Annotated in this window: 16 protein-coding genes; 1 reads left to right on the forward strand and 15 read right to left on the reverse strand. The window is 39.3% G+C overall.

Annotated features, from left to right (window positions below; all coding sequences use genetic code 11):
• Nucleotides 1-11: 11 nt before the first annotated feature.
• The 3 genes from KFO35_RS03075 to KFO35_RS03085 are packed head-to-tail and all read right to left on the reverse strand — an operon-like array spanning nucleotide 12 to nucleotide 2,663.
• Nucleotides 12-767, reverse strand: coding sequence for an iron ABC transporter ATP-binding protein (locus KFO35_RS03075; RefSeq protein WP_156271930.1), 756 nt, complete (start codon nucleotides 765-767; stop codon nucleotides 12-14).
• Entirely contained in the window at nucleotides 764-1,720 is a 957-nt protein-coding gene (locus tag KFO35_RS03080; RefSeq protein WP_070703935.1) for an iron chelate uptake ABC transporter family permease subunit, read from the reverse strand. The genes KFO35_RS03075 and KFO35_RS03080 overlap by 4 nt, the downstream gene beginning before the upstream one ends.
• A complete protein-coding gene (locus KFO35_RS03085) occupies nucleotides 1,713-2,663 on the reverse strand; it encodes an ABC transporter permease (RefSeq protein ID WP_002315518.1) in 951 nt (316 codons plus the stop codon). The genes KFO35_RS03080 and KFO35_RS03085 overlap by 8 nt, the downstream gene beginning before the upstream one ends.
• Before the next feature lie 149 nt (nucleotides 2,664-2,812).
• Here KFO35_RS03085 and KFO35_RS03090 point away from each other — a divergent pair, with 149 nt between their 5' ends.
• A complete protein-coding gene (locus KFO35_RS03090) occupies nucleotides 2,813-3,265 on the forward strand; it encodes a YueI family protein (protein WP_002315517.1) in 453 nt (150 codons plus the stop codon).
• An 87-nt stretch (nucleotides 3,266-3,352) separates the two neighbouring features.
• Here the strand turns inward: KFO35_RS03090 and gshAB are convergent, their stop codons facing one another.
• The 12 genes from gshAB to KFO35_RS03150 all read right to left on the reverse strand — a co-directional run bounded on the left by gshAB (nucleotide 3,353) and on the right by KFO35_RS03150 (nucleotide 21,231).
• Nucleotides 3,353-5,620, reverse strand: coding sequence for a bifunctional glutamate--cysteine ligase GshA/glutathione synthetase GshB (gshAB, locus tag KFO35_RS03095; RefSeq protein WP_002315516.1), 2,268 nt, complete (start codon nucleotides 5,618-5,620; stop codon nucleotides 3,353-3,355).
• A 186-nt stretch (nucleotides 5,621-5,806) separates the two neighbouring features.
• Nucleotides 5,807-6,805, reverse strand: a complete 999-nt coding sequence (gene ftsY, locus KFO35_RS03100; protein ID WP_002287900.1) for a signal recognition particle-docking protein FtsY — start codon at nucleotides 6,803-6,805, stop codon at nucleotides 5,807-5,809.
• An 11-nt stretch (nucleotides 6,806-6,816) separates the two neighbouring features.
• Nucleotides 6,817-7,626, reverse strand: coding sequence for a Cof-type HAD-IIB family hydrolase (locus KFO35_RS03105; protein ID WP_002287898.1), 810 nt, complete (start codon nucleotides 7,624-7,626; stop codon nucleotides 6,817-6,819).
• A gap of 8 nt (nucleotides 7,627-7,634) precedes the next feature.
• Nucleotides 7,635-11,216, reverse strand: a complete 3,582-nt coding sequence (gene smc, locus KFO35_RS03110; protein ID WP_156271932.1) for a chromosome segregation protein SMC — start codon at nucleotides 11,214-11,216, stop codon at nucleotides 7,635-7,637.
• A gap of 19 nt (nucleotides 11,217-11,235) precedes the next feature.
• Nucleotides 11,236-11,922, reverse strand: a complete 687-nt coding sequence (gene rnc / locus KFO35_RS03115; protein WP_002287896.1) for a ribonuclease III — start codon at nucleotides 11,920-11,922, stop codon at nucleotides 11,236-11,238.
• 542 nt (nucleotides 11,923-12,464) lie between these two features.
• Entirely contained in the window at nucleotides 12,465-13,085 is a 621-nt protein-coding gene (locus tag KFO35_RS03120) for an ABC transporter ATP-binding protein (RefSeq protein WP_002315514.1), read from the reverse strand.
• Entirely contained in the window at nucleotides 13,078-15,060 is a 1,983-nt protein-coding gene (locus tag KFO35_RS03125) for a DUF1430 domain-containing protein (protein WP_156271934.1), read from the reverse strand. The genes KFO35_RS03120 and KFO35_RS03125 overlap by 8 nt, the downstream gene beginning before the upstream one ends.
• Before the next feature lie 510 nt (nucleotides 15,061-15,570).
• Nucleotides 15,571-17,352: an oligopeptide ABC transporter substrate-binding protein gene (locus KFO35_RS03130; protein WP_002315512.1), complete on the reverse strand. Its 1,782-nt coding sequence runs from the start codon at nucleotides 17,350-17,352 to the stop codon at nucleotides 15,571-15,573.
• A 26-nt stretch (nucleotides 17,353-17,378) separates the two neighbouring features.
• Nucleotides 17,379-18,293 (reverse strand): ABC transporter permease, encoded by a 915-nt coding sequence (locus KFO35_RS03135; protein ID WP_156271936.1) that lies wholly within the window; start codon nucleotides 18,291-18,293, stop codon nucleotides 17,379-17,381.
• A gap of 26 nt (nucleotides 18,294-18,319) precedes the next feature.
• On the reverse strand, nucleotides 18,320-19,282 hold the full coding sequence (gene opp4B / locus KFO35_RS03140) for an oligopeptide ABC transporter permease (RefSeq protein ID WP_002290474.1): 963 nt from the start codon (nucleotides 19,280-19,282) through the stop codon (nucleotides 18,320-18,322).
• Nucleotides 19,282-20,226 carry an ABC transporter ATP-binding protein gene (locus KFO35_RS03145; protein WP_002315511.1) on the reverse strand — a complete coding sequence of 315 codons (945 nt, stop codon included), beginning with the start codon at nucleotides 20,224-20,226 and terminating at the stop codon, nucleotides 19,282-19,284. Before KFO35_RS03145 ends, opp4B begins: the two co-directional genes overlap by 1 nt.
• Nucleotides 20,227-21,231 carry an ABC transporter ATP-binding protein gene (locus KFO35_RS03150; protein ID WP_002309832.1) on the reverse strand — a complete coding sequence of 335 codons (1,005 nt, stop codon included), beginning with the start codon at nucleotides 21,229-21,231 and terminating at the stop codon, nucleotides 20,227-20,229. It lies immediately after the preceding gene.
• Nucleotides 21,232-21,428: the final 197 nt, after the last annotated feature.

Here is a 21,428-nt window from a genome sequence, read left to right on the forward strand (position 1 = left end):
TAATGTTAGTTTTAGAAATAAAGACAGAATCTGCGGCCTTCAATCTCACAAATCCGTATGTCCATTTCGTACAATTCATCCAATACATCTTTTTTTATCATTTCTTGGGTCGTTCCTTGCGTAAATAACCGCCCCTCTTTCATTGCAACAATCTCGTCTGCATAACTTGCAGCAAAGTTGATATCATGAAGAACGATAACAATCGTTTTCCCAATTTCTTGTACTAACTTTTTCAAAATCTGCATGATTTGAACAGCAAAATTCATATCTAGATTGTTCAAAGGTTCATCCAGTAAAATATAATCCGTGTCTTGCGCTAGTACCATTGCAATATACGCACGTTGGAGTTGACCTCCTGAAAGAGTGTCAATCGATTGATCTGCTATTTCTTCTAACCCGAGGTGTTCCAGTGATTCCTGAACGATTTTTTGATCTCTTGTCGTCAATTTTCCTTTCGTATAAGGAAATCGTCCAAATTCTACTAATTCTTTCACGGTGATTTGGACATTTATTTCATTCGATTGTCGTAGGATCGATAATTTTTTGGCTAATTCATTGGATTTCCAAGCCTTTACTTCGTTATGGTCTAAATAGATTTCACCTGTATCTTTTGGTATCAAACGACTGATCATCGACAACACCGTTGACTTTCCAGCACCATTTGGACCGATAAAAGCAGTCAACTTCTTTTCAGGAATCGTTAACTGTACATCTTTGACCACTGATTTTCCATGGTACAGTTTATGGACCTTTTGTAAATCGATCATAGGATACTCTTCCTTTCGCGAATCAATTTTGTGACAAAATAAATTCCTCCGACAAATTCAACGACGACACTCACTGTTGTATTCCAGCCGAAAACCTGCTCTACTGCGAGCTGTCCGCCTGTCAGAAACAGCATAGCTACCAGAAAACTTCCGATAAATAGCTGACCATGACGATAAGTAGAAAATACACGGTAACTGACATTTGCGACAATAAACCCTAAAAAAGTAACTGGACCCACAAGAGCCGTTGATGTTCCTGTCAAAAGACTGACACAACACAAAATCAAAAATTCAAATCGATCTGTGTCTATCCCAAGGTTTACAGCTTGTTCATTCCCAAGATGGAAAACGTCTAGCACATGTCGATATCGAAATAACAGGAACCAGCAGCCGATAATGATCAAAGAAGCAGGCAAAAGATACTGGCTTTGGATATTGCCAAAACTTGCAAATAATCTCCCTTGAAGCAAATCATATTCATTCGGATCCATGATGACTTGTAAAAAGGTACTGACACTACCAAAAAGCGTGCCTAAAATCATCCCTGACATCAGTAACAAAAAAAGATTTGCTTTCATTTTTTTCAAAAGAAAGAAAAATAACAACAGACTCAACCCGACCATCAGCCCAACGTTCAATAAGAAAAAACCTGTACCTGTCTGCTGAAGCATCGTCACTCCTCCGATAAAGAAGAAAAGGACCGTTTGGACAAGGACATATAACGACTCAAGTCCCAATACGGAAGGAGTCAAAAACTGGTTATGCGTAATTGTCTGAAAGCTGATCGTAGCACTACTGACAGCTAGCGAGACAAGGATAAATGCAAAAATTTTCTTACTCCTCAATGCCCACGCAAAATGCCAGTTTCCATATGTATGGATCGTCAAGTACACTCCTGTAACAAATAGAACTAGAACAAGCATACCAATAAAAATAGACGGCTTTTTAAGCATATCGTCGCCCCCTTATCAGAAGATAAAGGAAGATAGCCCCACCGATGATTCCAACGATCACACTGACTGGTATTTCATAAGGAAAAATCAACACGCGAGCGACAAGATCGCAAAATACTAAGAACAAACTACCTGCTAAAGCAGTTACGCCAATGGTTTTGTGCACTTGATCTCCATATATTTTAGAGACAAGATTCGGAATGATCACTCCGATAAAAGGAATGCTTCCTACCATGATCAACATGACTGCACTAGCCAATGAAACCAAGCCAATACCTAAAAGCTGCATCTTCTGGTAATCTATTCCCAAATTTACTGCAAATGATTCGCCCAGACCAATGATCATAAATCGGTAAGCAAATAGCCAAACCAAGAGCAGCAATGGAACAACAGCATACAGTAACTCATAATTTCCACGTATCACAGTCGCAAAATTCCCTTGAAGCCACGAAGTCATATTTTGTACCAACTGGAATTGATAAGCAAAAAAAGTAGCAACTGAACCAATGATATTCCCTAACATGACCCCAATCAACGGAAGCATCAATTGATTTTTCTGGGGGAACAATCGCGTAAGGGATAAAAAAAGCAATGTTCCTGCGAAAGCAAAGCAAAATGCAGTCAAGGATCGGACAATCAAGGATGCCCCAGGTAGGAAAATCATGGCCACTAAAATACCTAAACGCGCACTATCCATCGTGCCCGCAGTCGTCGGTGAAACAAATTTATTTTGGGTCAAATGTTGCATGATCAACCCACAAATGCTACTAGTCGCTCCCACAAGGATCAAACAAATCGTTCGCGGCAAACGAGTCGCTAGCAAGATTTGTAAACTTTGCCCATTTAACTGGAGCAATTCTGACAATTGTACATTCGATACTCCAATGAACAATGAAATACTACTTAAAATAACTAATAATGCTACTAGTCGTCCGTAGCGCATCCAATCCACCTTTCTAATTGAGAATGATTTTCATTCTTATTTTAAGTGAATCGTTGAACAAAAGCAACCGCTTTTTCATATGTTTTAGGTATTATTGGGAATATGCTATAATCGTAAGAAAGACAAAGAGAAGAAGGAGGGTATTTTTTATGGCACAAGATGATGTAAAAAGCCATTTGGATAAGGGACTTTATGGTACACCTTTAGTGAACCCTGAAGAACAGCATAAATATTTAGGGACATTCAGGGAACGTTGCTATCTTAGTATGACTGTTGCTGAAATGATCCAACCGAAAAACAAAGAAAACTTTTTAAAAGAACTCAAAAAACATCCAGATGCTTCCATACTCTTGAATGGGGCTCTACCCCTTTCTGTCCAAAACCAATATATCCAGCTAGCAACGAAAAACAATAGCCGTTTCACTGTAGTCAACGATCACGTCACTGCAAATCCTGAGGAATTCGGATTGCTCTTAACAGCAAAAGAAGCAGTAAATGAACCTGTGATCGATATCGAAAAAAAATACCCAGAAGAAAACTCTTCGCCAGCTGAAAAAGAAAAACCAAAAAAGAAAAAAAGCTTCTGGGATCGTTTATTTTAAAACGAAAAAACACATAAATTTTTACATGCAAAAAAGCTTTTGAACAGATTGACAACAAATAGGACAATCTGTCAAAAGCTTTTTCGTTTAAAATATTTCAGGATATAACAATTTCAATACATTCATCGTCAATCTTCTGCCTTTTCCTGCAAAAGGATAAACATGCATATGCATCGCTGGATTGAAATTTGCTTCGATGATCCCGTATGCTTTTTTATCGGTTGTAGGATCGATTTCTTTATCTGGTATGATCAAATCAATACCACTGATTTTAGCTCCTAGTGCTTCTACCGCAGAAACGGCGATTTTTTTGTAAGCTTCAGAAAATTCATCCGTCATATCGATCGAATCACCGCCCGTACTGATATTTGAGTTCTCCCTTAGATAAACAATTTGATTGGCTTGAGGAACTGATTCGATCGTTAACCCTTGTTCTTTCAACATCAATTGTTCTAATTCGCCTAATTGGATCAATTCCAACGGTGCACGATGATTCGTTCCACGCAAAGGGTCACTATTTTTTTCTTCAACAAGTTCTTTCACTGTTCGGATACCGTCACCAATAACATTAGCAGGGACTCGCAACATGATGGCTTGGACTTCTCCATCAATTACAAAGAAACGATATTCCGTTCCCGGCATAAATTCTTCTACTAAAACCGAGCTGTCTTCACGAAAAGCAATCGCCAATCCTGCTTGATAATCCTCCAGATCAGCCCCTTCCTTGAAAATCGTGATACCTAACCCGTAATTTGTGGACTTAGGTTTGATCACAAAGGCCTGATCGGCAAATCTTGGATAAGCTTTTACGGCTTCTTCCATGGATGAAAATTCTGCGCCTCCTGGTACTCGGAACCCAGTTTCTTTTAAAACTTTTTTCGTTACTGTTTTGTTTTCCATGATAAGTGGAACGATATAGCTGTCCTTACTTGTCATGTTTGCATTTTTCACATATTCTACATGGTCTTGGTATTGCAGACGCAAAAATTGATCCGACTCATCTAATACTTTGACTTGGACACCTTTTTGGATGGCATCGAACATAAATATCTGAGTAGAAAGTTCCATTTCGCGAAAACCGGCCAACTGATAGGGACGTTCATGACTTTCTTTATAATATTGATGCCCCAATGCCACAGCAACTTCTTGCTGGCTCGATAGCTGTGCTTCTTGATAGAGTTTCGCTGCTAACGTTTGTTCGGGATGATCCATTTGAGTCAATGCTTCCTCCACTAAATAAAGAGAATCCAACCAATCCAATTCAACCAGCATTTGCTTCATCCCTTCAAGGATTTCTTTACCTTCTTGATGAAATTCAGTCTGATGTGATGGTTGTTCTAGTGCTACTTTGTTATTTCGAGTCGTACCTTCTGCCACCCATTGGTCACTGTCTTCTTTTTCTTCTGTCCATAGCATATACATCAGGAATAATTGTAAGAAACGAACTTGTTCCGGATTGATTCCCAGCCTTGCGTAAGGGTTCAGATCGATATTCCGCAATTCAATATAACGAACGCCTGTTTTTGCCAGATCTGCGACTTTCTTTCCGCCTCGGAAACGAAGCGGTGTATAAAATTCTTTCTCCTCCGAAAGTTTCCCTTCTTCGATCATTCGCTCAATATCTGCTAAATACTGTTTCATGGAAGCATAGGAAACTTTCACATTTGGATGATTCGTGTAGCCTAGCGCACTGTTTCGAATACTGCGAACAGGTTCTTGCGGATGCGATTCATTTATAAAATAGTTTTTCTCACTCATCGGTGAAGCACCAAATAAATAAGTGATCATCCAGCGATAGCGTAAAAAATTTCTCGCTGTTTTCAAATAAAGTTCTGTTTTGAATTCAGAAAAATCCTGAAATTCTTCCTGATGGCTGAACAATGTTCTTAACAATTCGTCACCAAATTCAAAATTGAAATGGATGCCGCTTACCATTTGTTTTCGCTTCCCGTATTCTTTTGCTAAATAACGTCGATACAAAACATCTTCGAAATTTTTTAATTTTGCAATAATGATTTCTTCGTCTTTTTCCGGTAAGGCAGGTGGCAAACTTAATGGCCAGATCATCTCTTCTTTCGGTATAGAACGAGCAGTCACATCATAAACAGCAGCCAGATACTGAAATAATTCGGGAATAGAATCGGTAACAGGGGTGATCATCTCTGTTTGTGTTTCGCTAAAATCTGTTTGGATATAGGGGTGATAAGATCGATCGCCAAAGATTGCTGGATGATCGGTTTTTGCTAGATTTCCTGCAAGATCAACCCGCTGTCCTTCCCGTTCTATACCAAATCGAGCTTGGTCGATAAAAGGGCGCGCATTGTCATGCAATAATAATTGCTTAAAATTCATCATTAAGTGACCTCCAATTCATATGAATCTAATTATAATCAAAAAGTCTAAGAAAAAGAACGAAATTGTTTGAGAACCGCTTACAAATAAGTATAAAAATGAAGGCATCAAAAACACAGCTATGTTAAAAATAATCATTCAAACAAGGAGCTGCAACTTTTGTCACAGCTCCTGCTTTTTAGACATGGGTTATTCTTCTTTTAGCAATCCTTTGAATAATCCAACGACAAAATCGTTTGGATCAAACGGCTCCAAGTCATCGATTCCTTCACCCAACCCAACCAATTTCACTGGTAAATGCAATTCATTACGGATAGCAAGTACGATACCGCCTTTTGCTGTACCATCTAATTTTGTCAAAACAAGACCGGTCACATCTGTTGTTTCTTTGAATTGTTTTGCTTGAACCATCGCGTTTTGACCAGTTGTTGCATCTAATACAAGTAGTGTTTCTTGGGGTGCTTCTGGTAATTCCCGCTGGATTACTCGTTTTATTTTTTCCAATTCGTTCATCAAGTTCACTTTATTTTGCAGTCGGCCTGCAGTATCAACTAGTAAAACATCTGCCTGTTCTGTCTTTGCTCTTTCCAAAGCATCGAATACGACAGCTGCTGGATCGCCGCCTGCATTGCCACGAACAACTTCAACACCAGCGCGTTCGCCCCAGACAACTAATTGGTCGATTGCTCCAGCACGGAAGGTATCTGCTGCTGCCATCAACACTTTTTTACCTTCGTTTTTGAACTGATGGGCAAGTTTACCAATACTTGTTGTTTTCCCTACACCATTGACGCCGACAAACAAAATAACTGTTAGTCCGTCTTCTTGGATATTTAGTTCATTTACTTCATTGATTCCTTCCGCTTCATAGAGATCCACAAGTTTCTCGATGATCGCATTTTGAACTTCTGCCGATTTTTTCGCATTTCTGAGTTTCACTTCCTGACGTAACGCTTCGGTGATTCGTATCGCTGTTTCAAAACCTACATCTGCCCCGATAAGTGTTTCTTCTAATTCTTCAAAAAAGTCTTCATCGACTGTTCGAAAATTGGCAAACAGCTCATTCATCCGTTCACCAAATGTTTTACGCGTCTTTTCTAAACCCTTGTCGTACTTCTCCTGTACTTCAACTTCTTCCGTTTTCTCTTCGCCAGTAAAAGCACGCTTGATTTTATCAAAAAATCCCATTTGACTCCCCCCTACTCTAATACAAATTTTTGGATCACTTTGGCTACGCCATTTTCTTCATTGCTGGCTGTCACAAAATCTGCTGCTTCTTTGACGAAAGGCACAGCATTCTCCATCGCTACGCCTAGACCAGCGTATTGGATCATCGGTAAATCATTTTCTTCATCACCGATTGCCATGATTTCTTCTTGTTTCAAACCAAGATCTTTTGCCAATAAAGAAATACCATAAGCTTTTGTGACACCTTTTGGCATAAATTCCAAAAGCATACTTCTCGTTTTGATGATCTCATACATTTCATGGAATTCTGCTGGTATTTCTTTGATTTTAGGATCTAATTCTTCTTGGTCATAAGCGATTACTGCCTTATTAAGCACAAATTCATCTGTAATATCGCTTATATCCGCTGGTTGGAATTGCAGCAGCTTATTCAACACATTGTACAAGGATTGCTTTCTTGGGGCACTAGGCAGCTGTAAAACCACATTGTCAGACAAAACATCTAGTGGCAGATCCAATTGCTGAGCCAATTTGTATAAGCGTTGGATATCTGATACTTCCATCACTTTCTTTTCCATGATTTCACCAGTATCGTTTTTTTGTACCAAACCGCCGTTGAAAGTGATGCTGTAATCACCCTCATCTACCAGCCCTAATTCTTGCAGATAATGCGCCATTGCAGCTAAGGGGCGTCCTGTACATAGAACGATCTTGACCCCTTGCTGTTTTGCTTGTGCTAATGCTTGTTTATTCTCATCTGAAATCAGCTTTTGTTCATTTAATAATGTACCATCCAAATCGATTGCTACTAATTTGATCATTTTCGTTCCTACACTTTCGTTTCGTTGATTTTCGCCTCTTCATTGATATCTTCCATCCGTACAGAAACGATTTTTGATACACCGGATTCCTGCATCGTCACTCCGTACAGTACATCTGCTGCGACCATCGTTCCTTTGCGGTGTGTGACTACGATAAATTGTGTGTCATCTTGGAAGTCGCTTAAGTAACGACCAAAACGTTTCACATTTGCTTCATCTAACGCTGCTTCTACCTCATCTAAGATACAAAACGGAACAGGACAGACACGGATAATAGAAAAGAGCAGCGCAATGGCTGTAAGTGCTCGTTCTCCTCCGGAAAGCAAACTTAAACTTTGCAGTTTCTTGCCAGGAGGTTGTACTTCAATCTCAATACCTGTTTTCAGCAGATCCGTTGGTTCTGTCAATACTAATTCAGCTTTACCGCCGCCAAACATATTAGGAAAGACAATTTTGAATTCTTGACGGATAGCTTCAAATACTTCTTTGAATCTTGTCCGCACTTCATCATCCATCTCATCCATCGTTTCAAACAACTGGTTTTTCGCTGCTAACAGATCATCTCGCTGTGTTGCTAAGAAGGTATGTCTTTCACTGACTTGTTCGTATTGTTCGATTGAATTTAAGTTTACTGGTCCTAGCTTTTCAATTTGTTCTTTTAAGGAGGCAACCTTTATTCTGCTGTCTTCGATATCGGTTGTTTCTTGATAGTCATGGGAAGCTTTCTCAAATGTCAGCTGATATTCTGACTGCAGATAGGTCAAATGATTATCTAAAATCATTTCAGCTCGGTCTTTTTGGACTTCTAATTTGGATTGTTCCGACAGTCGTGCTTTTTGCTCACGATTACGCTCTGCCAAGACTGCTTCAAGCTCATCGATTTCCCTCTGCCTTCTATCTCGCTGCTCTTTGGCTTTTGCCAACTCAGCTTTCAATGTTTCTCGCTGAGCAGATAATTCGTTAATTTGTTTTTCCAAACTTTCTTCTGTGACTTCATGATCAGAAAAGTCTGCTGTCAATGTCGCCAACTGTTTTTCTATCGCTTCTTGACGTTCGATTGCCTCTGCTTTTTGGACCCGGGCACCGCGGAGCTGGATCTGCAGATGATTAAACTGCTCTTTCAAGACAGCAAGATCTGCTTGTTCTTGTGCTTTTTGACTTTGCACTTGTGCTCTTCTGGCTTCCATCTGGTCACTTTCTTGACTTAAAGATTTGATCTCTTCGTCGATTTGTTGACGTTGCGTTTCAAGATCTGTTTGTTTGTCTTTCAACTCGTTCGTTTGTTTTTCGTAATCTTCGATAAACTGCTGTAGCTCACGTGTCTCAAAAGTTGAGATTTGCTTTTCTTTTTCAAAACGTTCAAGTTCGTTTATGATGTTTTGCAACTGATTTGTCGCTTCTTGTTCTTCGAAACGTAATTGTTCGCCTCGTGTACGCAAAATTTCTTGTTCTTCGGCTAAACGAGCTGTTTCTTGTTGCAGCTCCTGAACTTTCTTTTCTTGCACTTGAAGTTGTTTATCTGCTTCTTCGAATTCACTAGTCAACTGTTTCAATTCTTGGTTTTGTACAAACAAACTGCCTTGGTTTCCTCGTTTGTTCGCTCCACCTGTCATGGATCCTCCGGCATTCATCACGTCACCTTCTAAGGAAACCACTCGGTATTGATAGCGGATCGTTTGCGCGATCGCATTGGCACTAGTTAAGTCTTTTGCTAAAAGAATCGTTCCTAACAGGTTTTGAACCACTGTTTGGATTTGATCAGGATAAGCAACTTGTTCACTGGCAATCCCTATAAACCCTTCTATAGCTGCTGCTTGTGTCAATATATGAGCTGGTAACTGTCTTGGTTTGATTGTCGTCAGCGGAAGGAATGTTGCTCTTCCTCCTCTTTGCTGTTTCAAATACGTGATGGCTTGCCGAGCATCTTTTTCATTTTCAACGATGACATGTTGAGCTGCTCCACCTAAAGCTGTTTCAATGGCTAACGTGAAATCTGCAGGGACGTCGATCAGTTCAGCCACTGCTCCGACAATACCGGAAAGCTGCTGTTTATGCTGCAAGACCAATCGAACGCCTTGGTAAAAACCAAAATAGTTTTCTTGGATCTCTTGAAGGCTTTTCTGACGAGCACGCAGCTGCTGGACTTGATTCATCAATTGATACATTTTAGGCTGTTCTTTTGCTAATGCTTCTTGGAACTTTTTCCCGTTTCGTTGGATCAGTTCTAACTTCTCTTTTGTTTCAGTTAAAGATGATTTTAGCTGCGCCTGCTTTTGTGTCAATTCTTCTTTTTGTAAGATCAATCGATCTACTGATGCTTCTACTTCCGATTGCTTGGCTAACGTCTGCTTGCTTTTTGCTGTTTCTTGTACATATTGACGTTCCAGATACTTCAGTTCGTTTCCTACAGCTGCTTGTTCTTGCATCAAATCAACATATTGATCTCTTAGTTCTGCCAATAATTCTTTCGTTGATTTTTGGTATTTTTCTAATTCTTGCTGTGTTTTTATGAGATTTGCTTCAGCTTTTTGGATCTCTGTTTCTTTTTCTGCTGCTTCTTTCATCAAGCTTTCTTGAAGCTTTTCAAAATGTTTAACCTTTTTTTGTGCTTCTGCTAATGAAGTTTGATATTCTTGCGAGCTTTTTTGTGTATGCTTTGTCCGCTCCTGCAAAACATCTTTTTGTCCTTCTGTCTGCTTCAGTTTTTCCGAAAGATCTAATAATACTTGCTGATTTTTTTCGATCAGACGGTCGGCTTGCGCATTTTCTTTACGCTGCTTCGCCAAAATGGATTCTTGTTCTTGGATCGACTCAGATAGTTTGCCTAATTCTAGATTGAATTTCGCAAGCTGTGCTTGTTTGTTGTCCCAATCTTTTTTTGCTGTCTTGATTTCAGCAACCATCAAAGAAACATCGGTTTGAGTCAGTGTTTCTTTTAGCCGTAAAAACTCCTTTGCTGCCTCACTCTGGGCGGCCAAAGGAGTTAACTGTTCTTCCAATTCATGGATGATGTCTTGGACGCGGGTGAGGTTGTCTTCTGTTTCAAAAAGCTTTTGTTCTGCTTTCTTTTTCCGCTGCTTGTATTTCAACACACCAGCTGCTTCTTCAAAGATCCCACGACGGTCTTCCGGTTTACTACTGAAAATCGCTTCTACTTTTCCTTGAGAAATGATTGAGAACGATTCTTTTCCTAATCCAGAATCTAAGAACAATTCTTGGATATCTTTTAATCTGCAGCTTTGTTTATTGATGAAAAACTCGCTTTCCCCAGTCCGTCGATAACGGCGGGTTACACTGATCTCATTGTACTCCAATGGCAGATAATGATCACTATTGTCTAAAATCACTGTGACTTCTGCAATATTCAGCTGCTTACGGGTATCGGAACCGGCAAAGATGATATCCGGCATTTTTCCGCCTCGCAAACTTTTAGCAGATTGTTCTCCTAATACCCAGCGGATAGCTTCTGTAATATTGCTTTTTCCGCTGCCATTTGGTCCAACCACTGCTGTGACGCTGTTTTCAAAATCAATGACTGTCTTGTCTGCAAATGATTTAAAACCGGCTATTTCAATTCGTTTCAAATACAAAGCTTTCCCTCACTTACTTTTACAGTGCTGCCAATGCATTTTCCGCCGCAGCTTGTTCTGCTAATTTTTTCGATTTTCCTTGTCCAGTGCCAATCAATTGATCATCTACGTAAACTTCGATCCAAAATACTCGTTCATGAGCTGGACCTTCTTCATTGATCAATCGGTATTCGATCGATACATCACCTGATTTTTGCAAGACTTCTTGCAATTTTGTTTTATGATCCATCTCATGTGAAAAAGCACCTGCTTTGACTTTAGGAAAAATCACTTTTTCGATGAACGCATGGGTCGTGTCGAATCCTTGGTCAAGATATAACGCGCCTAAAAAAGCTTCGAATAGGTCGCAAAGCAATGCTGGTCGCGTACGTCCTCCTGAATTCTCTTCTCCCTTGCCCAACAGAACATATTGATCAAAGTGACATTCTTTGGCAAATTTCGATAAGCTGTCTTCGCGAACGATCGCTGCTCGTGTTTTTGTCAATTTTCCTTCTGGCAAATGAGGATATAAACGGAATAAATACTGAGAAACCATCAATTCTAAAACGGCATCTCCTAAAAATTCAAGTCGTTCATTATCCGATAATTGCAGATTGCGATGCTCATTCACATAGGATGAATGGGTAAAAGCTTGTTCAAGCAAATTTAGATCGTGAAAAACGATGTTATAATTTTCTTTTAGTTCTTTTGTCAGCTGGTTGTCCATTTTCCACATTCCTTTTATGGATATTTTTTCGATACTTCCTTATTATACTGGTTTTTTGTTAAATTTGAAATGGTTCGGGTAAAAGGTAAGTAAAGCTTTAATAATCCTAGTGATTGACGAGAGGTTGTGAAAAAGCCGTTTAGTTTGGAGTATTAGAGAAATAAACAGAAAGACAGCTTCTCATATTTTGCCGTTTCTTGAACGAATACCGTGGAATAGCTGATTGAATACTGTTCATACAAAAAAAGGATGTGACACGACTATTGTCACATTCCTTTTTTTGTACAATCCCTTATTCTCGTATGTTTTCAATGACTTCTTGGGCGGGTACTAGCTGAACCTCTGAAACATGAATGCTCAATAGAAGAATCACCGTTAGTAACACTTGAAAAAGGAGCAAAATGAACACACCATTTTATCCATCGTGGGTGAATCTTTGGCTGATGACTTTTCAATAAAACGATTGAAAAAAACAGTCCAATCACTTCCAATCACTGGTAAACTATCAGACAAAACCAACAGAATAAACACATAAATAAGGTTTATTGGATTGATTTCTTCCATTCATTCATGTCCAACACATGATCGAATTCTGCTGCCAATGTTGGATCATGGGTGACCACAAGGACCGTAGCTCCTTTTGCATTCAGTTCTTGTAGTGCATGAAGAACGATTTCTTTGTTCTTTTGATCAAGAGAGGCTGTTGGCTCATCTGCAAAGATGATCTTTGGTTCTTTCAAAAATAAACGAGCAAGAGCTACTCGCTGCTGTTCGCCTCCGCTTAAGAGAAATATTTTTTTGTCTATCAAATGGTCTACCTGAAATTTTTCGAGGGATTCTTTGATTTTCTGCTCCTCTTTTGAGACCAAGGTCAAGTTTTGCTTCACTGTTTCGTTGTCGATCAGTGCATAGTTTTGAAATAAAAAACCAGCTTGTTCCCGAAAAAATGTTTTTCTGTTTTTTCGGCTGATTTTTTGGCCATTGATCAAGATTTCCCCTTCATTTATCGTTTCCAACTGGCCTAAACAATTCAATAAAGTCGTTTTACCTATCCCACTTTCTCCTGTGATGGCAAGCATAGAACCCGCGGGCACAGAAAAAGAAAGGTGTTCAAAAATCGTTTTCTCTTTGTATTTTTTTGTGATTTTTCTAACATCAATCATTTTTGATCACCTCCAGCCGTTGCTTTTTCTCAGATAGATAAGTCGTTGGGAGTAGCAAAAACAGCTCAAAGCTGAATACAGCCAGTGCAATCGGCCATAAGTCCTTCTGCCATATGAGTAAGATCCCTAAAACACCTGAAGATATCCCCGCCGTCATGAAATAGTAAGTTTTGTGACGCTGGAACAGCGGTTTACCAGTAATGTACGCTAAAAATGATTTTTTCTTATTTACTTCTGCATAAATCATGCTCGCATATAGTTCAATAGCAACAAAACTGATAAGAATCAGTAAGAAGACGACTAGCGCTGTGTAAAATTCTGAACGCGCTTTTGCAATTACTTCGCTGATTCTGTCTTTCACAGATGTTAGGCCGTAAAAATCATCTTCAATGCCATTCTCTTCAATAAACACTTGAACTTCTCGACCATTTCGAAACAAATAGGAGCCGTTCGATACCTCACTTATCCATATCTCTATATTAGGTTGGATCAAAGGCAAAGAAATGGACACAATGATCGGATTGAAAGAAAAGATATTCTCAAGTAAATCAAAATTATAATTAAAGATGATTTGATTCGATTGGGTATAGATCACCTTTAATTCCCCCTGATACTCGTCTTGTTCATACTCGAAGGAATTTTGGTAAAAAGTGATTTCATCTTCTGCCATTTTAACGATCAGATCCGTGTATTGCTTTTTATTTTCTGGGATCAACACATAGAAGAAGGCATCTTCTAATGGATAGATTGGTTTTCCGTGTATATCTTTGACTTTCAATTCGTGTACGGCATTATGGTTGACTAACCAATAAGCATCATTTTGAATGTAGGTAAGAACGTCACTCGTATGGCCAAATTCATTATCCCTCAAAAGGATCCCACCTGATTGTTCTGCTCGTTCTAATAAAGGAAGCATGTCCTGATTGATCCTTTTCGCTTCTTTTTTTCTTTCTTCTCTCGTAAAATTTCTAGAATTATCTGGTAATTTGGTCGTGATATTACTAAATCTCAAGTGATAATAATCAGGAATGTCATTCCAATAAGCTAATTGCTGTTCTAGTTGTTTGTTCTCATCCATACTAGACAAGATCATATTCCCGCTTACTACGATAAATATAAGCAAGGCGGCCTTGATAAGGTGATTCGTGTAGGACAGCCATCTATACGGTTTCTGTCCCTTTATTTTATCAGCAATCGATCCCCATGAATAAATCACCCAGCTGCTTGATATGTGCATGATGATGATTCCAACGATCCCCCATAACAGAATCTGGGGATAAAGAAAGTGCAGATAGGGATAAAACCATGCAAAGCCAGCTAAAATAACCGTGAAGATGGCCGCATCTATCAAACTATCTTTACACACTAGTTTTGCTTTGCTTCGTCCAAGTGTTTCGAGAATCCCGACTTTCTTTCTCATAGAGGACTTATAGAATAATAGAGCTAAGAATAAGCACAAGAAAAGCATACAGAACAATTGACCGATACTTAATAGCAAACCTGAAGCTAGATAAAGCGGCCATTGTGCCCTTTCAATCGTTATTTCCATCCCCATATCATAAAATTCTTCGATCATATTGGCAGGCGGTTCCTCTGTGATCATATAACCGCCAAGTACTTCTTCAGTAGATAGTTTCGAAGAATCATAAAAATTGATAGGATAATCGGATGCTATAGGGGAAAAGCTATAGGTCGAATACCCTTCTTTACCAAACGTATAGATATCTTTATACGTTTCCCCATCTTTGCCGATTCGAAAGAGGATCTTATGGAGATCCAATTGCTTTTCTCTAGCATATTTCGCAATCGTCTGGTACATTTCCTGCTGATTTTCTTCACCACTCGCTGCTTCGATGATGATCGATGAATGGATTTCTGGAATCGCTGATTTGATCATTTCGGTTCCAGCAAAAGAAATAGCATATAAAAAACTGGTGACTGTGAATAGAAAAAAGAAGCGATAGATTTTTTTCATCGTTTAGAAGAAAGAAGCGGCTGGATCAGCCGCACTAACGGCATTGATTGGTGCGATCCAGTTGCTCAAGGCAATAAGTGTACATGAACTTGCTATCATCTTTTTCACATTTCTCTTCATTTTGTATCCGCTCCCTTTTTTGAGTGCCTAAAGTGTCTCACGAGTGACTATTGAAACATACTTGAACAAGCAACAAGGCGACAGTCGTTCGGTCCCCCTTTTTTTATTTTAAAAAGAGATAAGTGTGAACCTTCTCTTTTATTAACTACGCGAAAGATTTTCATCAGTTTAAAATAACAATTATTTTTATTTGACTTAAATTAAATAACATATATTTCATTCAATCTTCTTTTTTAAAATCTATTTAAATTATATATAATAACACATTTATGTTCAACGCGTTTTTAAAATAAAATTTTAAAAAACTACTTTATTTTTATTCGCTATACAAAAATAACAGTAAATAAAAAACCGAAAAAGGACATCGTCCTTTTTCGGTCATTTTTTTGATTATGAACGTGAATCTGCTGTAACAGAAACATTTGCCCATGGGTTTGGTACATCATAGGACCAATCCCAGTCTTTGACACGGTCGTTGACTGGCAATACTTCGTTACGGAACAACGTTGGAATCGCAAATGCTTCTTCAAACGCATATTGTTGCCATTTTTGATAGGCTTCTTTCAAATAGTCTTCATCAAATGCTTTGCTTGAACTGATATCGTTGATCAATTTTGTATTTTCTTCTGATTCATAACGAGTGTAGTTGAATGCTGCATTTGGTCCCCATAGTCCACTTGGATTTGGATCAGTTCCTGTATTCCAAGCAGCTTGGTAAACATCGATTTCAGGATCATCGTTTTCTAATTTATCGTAGAAAGAGTTGAATTCAATCAGACGACCTGTTGTGTATTGGACATCCAAACCGATTTCTTTCCATTGTTGGATATAGTAATCTGCCAATGGTTGCGCTGTTTCTCCACCGGACATCGAAGCAAAGTTGATGGTTAATTTGTTTCCATCTTTGTCTTCTCTTAAACCATCGTCGTCCACATCTTTGTAGCCAGCATCATCCAATAGTTTTTTCGCTTTGTCTAAATCTTGTGTGAATCCTTTCATTTCATCATCGTGATATGACTGGAATACTGGTGGGATCAATGAAGTCGCATTGCTTCTCAAACCTGCGTAGAAACGTTCACCTACTGCATTGTTATCTAATGCATAGCCCATGGCTTGACGTAATGATTTATCAGCCATTTTTGAATCTGGATTGTATTCCACACTCTTTGTATCTGAATTCCATTTACCTAACTTGAATCCTAGATAAGTATAAGAAGTTTGTTCACGTCCTAAGTTTGTATAGCCAGCAATTTCTTTATACGTATCATAAGTATCTGTTGGCATTTGGAAAATCATGTCATATAGCTTAGAGTTCAATGCTTCAGTTGCACTAGCCATCGGTACAGATTTCATCGTGATCTTTTTCAATTTAGGTGTACCGTTCCAGTAGTGCTCGTTTGGTAAGTACTCTACTGATTCTCCTGCAACAATATTACTCATGTAATAAGGGCCGAAAGTCACTGGATTTTTACGTACTTGATCGCTTGATTCCATGTCTTTGATTGCTACACCTTCTAACGTATGTTTCGGTGCTGCATATGTCCAGATACCGCCACCCGATTGAAGCATGCTTGGATTTACTTCTTTATATTCGATTTCAACTGTTTTGTCGTCTATCTTTTTGATTCCAGAGATCGTATCGGCACTTCCATCATGATATTCTTCCATACCTACGATGTTACGGAAAGTATCGTCATAACGAATACCAGTGTAATCTTTATTCCCAATGATTTCGTAAGGGAAAATCACATCGTCCGCCGTTACATCTTCACCATCTGACCATTTAACATTGTCTTTTACTTTGATTGTCGCTTTTTTCGTATCTTCGTCTAGATCAAGTGTTGCAGCTCCGTCATCTGTGATTCTAAAATCATCATCGTTTGCAAACAATGGTTCGTGAGAGGGTGCCATAAACGCTGCATCATATGAATCTTGATAAAACTCCCACTGGAACAATCCTTTGAACTGACTGTCCGTTGCGACCGCAGCTTCTAATTCACCGTCTTCGATTGCATCATCATTGTTTTTTGTTGCGATTGGAAAAGTTAATTCCTCTTTGTTATTGCTGTTGCCTCCAGAGTTATTTCCAGAAGTATCTGTACCTCCGCCCCCGCATGCTGCAAGAACGACTGCAGACATCAGCGTTGCAAATCCAAAAATCGTTTTCTTCATTCCTATTTCCCCCTTCGCTTCTATAACTAGCCTAACCGTTGGCGTGCATCTGCAGAACGCTTGAATGCCTGTCCAACATAATTGATACTCAACATCAAAACTAAAATGAGGATTGATGCGGGTAACCAGATCCATTGCCGATTCACTAAGACTTCTCCATTACTTGCATAACCGATCAGTGTACCTAAACTAGGTACATTTGCCGGCAAACCGAAACCTAAGAAAGTCAAAGTTGTCTCGATACCGATGTTTGCCGCAAAGTTCATTGTCAAGTTCGTAATGATCAATGAACTTAGATTCGGCATGATTTCGCGGAACATGATTTTAAAATCACTTGTTCCCATTGTTTTTGAGGCACTGACATAATCTCTTCTTGCTTCAGATAATGTCTTGCTTCGGAATAATCGGGCTTTAGCTACCCAATAAAATGCACTCATGATGAAAATAAAGGACCAGACATTGTATCTGGAAATAATCGATACGAAGACGATGATGATCAACATGATCGGTAGAATCATGATAAAATCAACGATTCGCATCAAGATGTTGTCAATGATCCCTCCGTAGTAGCCAGAGATGATCCCTAATCCAACCCCGATGATCGAAGTAAGGATCGTGATCGCAAATCCGATCGTAATAGAGTTTCTAGCACCTATGATCAATTGACCTAATACATCACGTCCGCCTTCATCTGCTCCCAGAATGAACTTTTGTCCTTGTGTCGAAACTGCTCCTGGGGCAGCATATTTGTCAAAAATACTAACATACATCACTTTATCTTGATCGGTCAGCATCGCACCGATAAAAATCACTAATAATAAAACCACTAGCAAACCTAATGAAAAAATAGCGATTTTATCTTTTTTAAATTCTCGAGCAATCATTCGTATCCCCATAGGAGGGATACTTTCTTGAACTGCTGTATTGTTTTTTTCACTCATCGATCCATTCTCCTTTCTGATTGGTTTTATTGAATCCGAATACGCGGGTCAACGATACTCATAATGATATCTGACAGTAATGTCCCCACTAGCGTCGCGATTCCTAAAATCAATACTAAGGATGTGATCACGGTGTAGTCTCGTTGACCAATAGAGTCAATAAATAGTTTCCCGACTCCTGGATAGCCAAAAATCTTTTCGATAACTACAGAACCAGCAATCAACGAAGTGATTTCATACCCCATTTGCGAAGCCATCGGCAACGCTGCATTCCGGAAGATATGTCTACTGAATACTTTATTCGTCGGTACCCCTTTGGAACGGGCTGTTCTGACAAAATCAAGCGACTTCGAATCGATTACTTCGCTTCGCAGATATTGGATCGTAACGGCAGTCGCCAGAAATGCTTGGGTAATCGATGGTAGCAGAATATATTTCAAGCGATCTATCCACTGAGTGATAAATCCCCCTTGCAAACCTAGTGTTTGAGAACCGCTGGTTGGGAACCAGCCTAAACGATAACCAAAAACAAACAGCATGATCAAGCCGAAGATAAATAACGGAACAGCAAAACTAAAGAAGTTATAAATCACGACGATCTTATCCAAGATCGAATTTTGATACCGGCCTGCTAGCATCCCTAGAGGCACAGCAATCAAATAAGTAAGGACAACTGTCAAGATCGATAGATATAACGTGTTGATGATCCGTTCACCGATTAGGTCAGCAACAGAGCGTTTGTATAAGAAACTTTGACCAAAATCGCCTTGCAAAGCATTTCCGATCCAACGGAAGTACTGGACATACCATGGGTCATTCAATCCAGCTGATTGTCGCATTTGTTCGATCACTGCCGGATCTTGGTTTGGGTTGATCAAACCAGTAAATGGATCCCCTGGCATCGCTTGGGCTAATAAGAAGATCAGAACACTTAAAATAATAACTTGCGGGATCATCAATAAAACACGTCGCAGAATCGTTTTCCACATTAGCTCGCACCTCCATCTTTCAACGCCACTTTATGTGTAGTTGTGATCGTACGCAAATCGTAGACTCGGCCAGTCGCATCATAGTATTCTCTTTGGTTTTGGATATACTCTTGTTCTACTTTTCGGCGATTTTCTTTGTGGCTTTCCCGATTTTCTACATCGATTTTCGGAATTGCTGAAAGCAGACGTTTCGTATAGATGTGGCGCGGGTCATTATAAATGTCCTCTCTTGTACCGATTTCTACAAATCGACCTTTGTACATAATTGCGATGTTGTCGCACATATGTTTTACTACACCTAAATCATGAGAAATAAATAAATAGCTGAGACCGTATTCTTGCTGGATCCGTTTCATGAAATTCAATACTTGCGCTTGAACAGATAGATCCAGAGCAGATACCGGTTCATCGGCCACGATTAATTTTGGATTAGTAGCAACAGCGCGGGCTACTCCTAGACGTTGGCGTTGTCCCCCTGAAAATTCATGAGGATATTTGTAAAGTGTATCTTCCGGCATCCCAACGATATCTAGCAATCCTTTTACCTTCTTCTTTTCTTCTTGATCGCTTAACCGTTCAAAATTTCGGATAGGTTCTGCAATGATGTCCAATACTCGTTTTTTAGGATTCAAACTAGACATTGAATCTTGGAAGATCATTTGTACGTCTTTGTTATAACCCATTTTTTTTCGGTTGCTTCGCTTCGTTACATCTTTTCCTTCATACATGATTTGTCCAGCTGTCGTCTTTTCTAAACCAACGACTGCTTTTCCTGTAGTGGATTTTCCGGAACCGGACTCTCCCACCAAACCATATGTCTTTCCTTTTTCGATGATAAAATCCACACCATCTACAGCATATACATGATCCGTTACTCGATTGAAGAATCCACTGCGAATAGGGTAATGAACTTTCAGGTCTTTGATTGTGATTAATTCTGTCATCTACACCTCTCCTTTTTCGTCTCTAAAGTGGAAATGCTTGTAGCAAGAGCAACGTACCAAATGGTTCGGAGCGACTTCATGAAGGATAGGATCTTCTTCGTGATCACTTGCTGGTATCCACGGAATACGTGGAGCAAATCGGCACCCTTTACGAGGCATGTTTTTCAGAGAAGGAACGACACCTTCGATCACATGGAGTTCTGCATCATGATTTCCTTCTTGAGGTATAGAGTTCAATAAAGAGCGCGTATAAGGATGTTTCGGATGATCAAACAGTTCTTTTACACCCGCTACTTCAACAAACTGTCCGCCGTACATCACTGCCACTCGATCAGCCATTTCTGCTACGACTCCTAAGTCATGAGTGATCAGGATGATCCCTGTTTTTGTTTCTTCCTGAAGATCTTTCAGTAAATCAAGAATCTGGGCTTGGATGGTTACATCTAGGGCTGTCGTCGGTTCATCTGCAATGACGATTGGAGGTTTGCAGGCGATTGCGATTGCGATGATGACACGTTGTCTCATACCGCCTGATAATTCATGGGGATATTGACGTCCAACTCTTGCTGGATTAGGAATCCCTACTTGTTCTAGTAATTCCAGTGCGCGAGCTTGACGCTGTTCTGCATTCATCTTTGTGTGATAGGAAAGTCCTTCTTTGATCTGGTCTTCGATTCTCATGAGAGGATTTAATGCAGACAACGGATCTTGGAAAATCATTCCGATATCATTTCCGCGGATTTTATTATAAAGCGTTTCGTTCAGTTCGATTAAATTCAGATCGTTATATAAAATTTCACCTGTAATTTTTGTGTTATTAGGATCAAGTAATCCCATAATCGTAGTAGCTAATGTACTTTTCCCGCACCCAGATTCCCCAACGATTGCTAAGATCTCGTTTTTGTCTAAAGTAAATGAAACATCATCTACTGCATCGTAATAGTCATCTTTGAGTCGGAAGCCTGTATGTAGGTTCTGAACTTCTAATAATTGATTATCTGACAATCGAATACCCCTCTCTGCTTCCTAAACGGAAGTTTTTCTTAGTAAAAAAAGAACATTACACAGAATAAAGCGTTTTATAACAAAGGTTATTCTTATCTTTGTGTAATGAATTATTAATAATTATATAGAAAACCACTTTACTTTGCAACATAATTTCTAATTATCGCCAGAATTATCAGAAAAATGTCTTTTCCGTG

Source organism: Enterococcus lactis (assembly GCF_015751045.1).
Classification (GTDB): domain Bacteria; phylum Bacillota; class Bacilli; order Lactobacillales; family Enterococcaceae; genus Enterococcus_B; species Enterococcus_B lactis.

What these genes read in the sequence shown, in the direction of transcription:
- KFO35_RS03075 (WP_156271930.1), bottom strand. Translation starts at nt 767, where the DNA reads ATGATCGATTTACAAAAGGTCCATAAACTGTACCATGGAAAATCAGTG.
- KFO35_RS03080 (WP_070703935.1), bottom strand. Translation starts at nt 1,720, where the DNA reads ATGCTTAAAAAGCCGTCTATTTTTATTGGTATGCTTGTTCTAGTTCTA.
- KFO35_RS03085 (WP_002315518.1), bottom strand. Translation starts at nt 2,663, where the DNA reads ATGCGCTACGGACGACTAGTAGCATTATTAGTTATTTTAAGTAGTATT.
- KFO35_RS03090 (WP_002315517.1), top strand. Translation starts at nt 2,813, where the DNA reads ATGGCACAAGATGATGTAAAAAGCCATTTGGATAAGGGACTTTATGGT.
- gshAB (WP_002315516.1), bottom strand. Translation starts at nt 5,620, where the DNA reads ATGATGAATTTTAAGCAATTATTATTGCATGACAATGCGCGCCCTTTT.
- ftsY (WP_002287900.1), bottom strand. Translation starts at nt 6,805, where the DNA reads ATGGGATTTTTTGATAAAATCAAGCGTGCTTTTACTGGCGAAGAGAAA.
- KFO35_RS03105 (WP_002287898.1), bottom strand. Translation starts at nt 7,626, where the DNA reads ATGATCAAATTAGTAGCAATCGATTTGGATGGTACATTATTAAATGAA.
- rnc (WP_002287896.1), bottom strand. Translation starts at nt 11,922, where the DNA reads ATGGACAACCAGCTGACAAAAGAACTAAAAGAAAATTATAACATCGTT.
- KFO35_RS03120 (WP_002315514.1), bottom strand. Translation starts at nt 13,085, where the DNA reads ATGATTGATGTTAGAAAAATCACAAAAAAATACAAAGAGAAAACGATT.
- KFO35_RS03125 (WP_156271934.1), bottom strand. Translation starts at nt 15,060, where the DNA reads ATGAAAAAAATCTATCGCTTCTTTTTTCTATTCACAGTCACCAGTTTT.
- KFO35_RS03130 (WP_002315512.1), bottom strand. Translation starts at nt 17,352, where the DNA reads ATGAAGAAAACGATTTTTGGATTTGCAACGCTGATGTCTGCAGTCGTT.
- KFO35_RS03135 (WP_156271936.1), bottom strand. Translation starts at nt 18,293, where the DNA reads ATGAGTGAAAAAAACAATACAGCAGTTCAAGAAAGTATCCCTCCTATG.
- opp4B (WP_002290474.1), bottom strand. Translation starts at nt 19,282, where the DNA reads ATGTGGAAAACGATTCTGCGACGTGTTTTATTGATGATCCCGCAAGTT.
- KFO35_RS03145 (WP_002315511.1), bottom strand. Translation starts at nt 20,226, where the DNA reads ATGACAGAATTAATCACAATCAAAGACCTGAAAGTTCATTACCCTATT.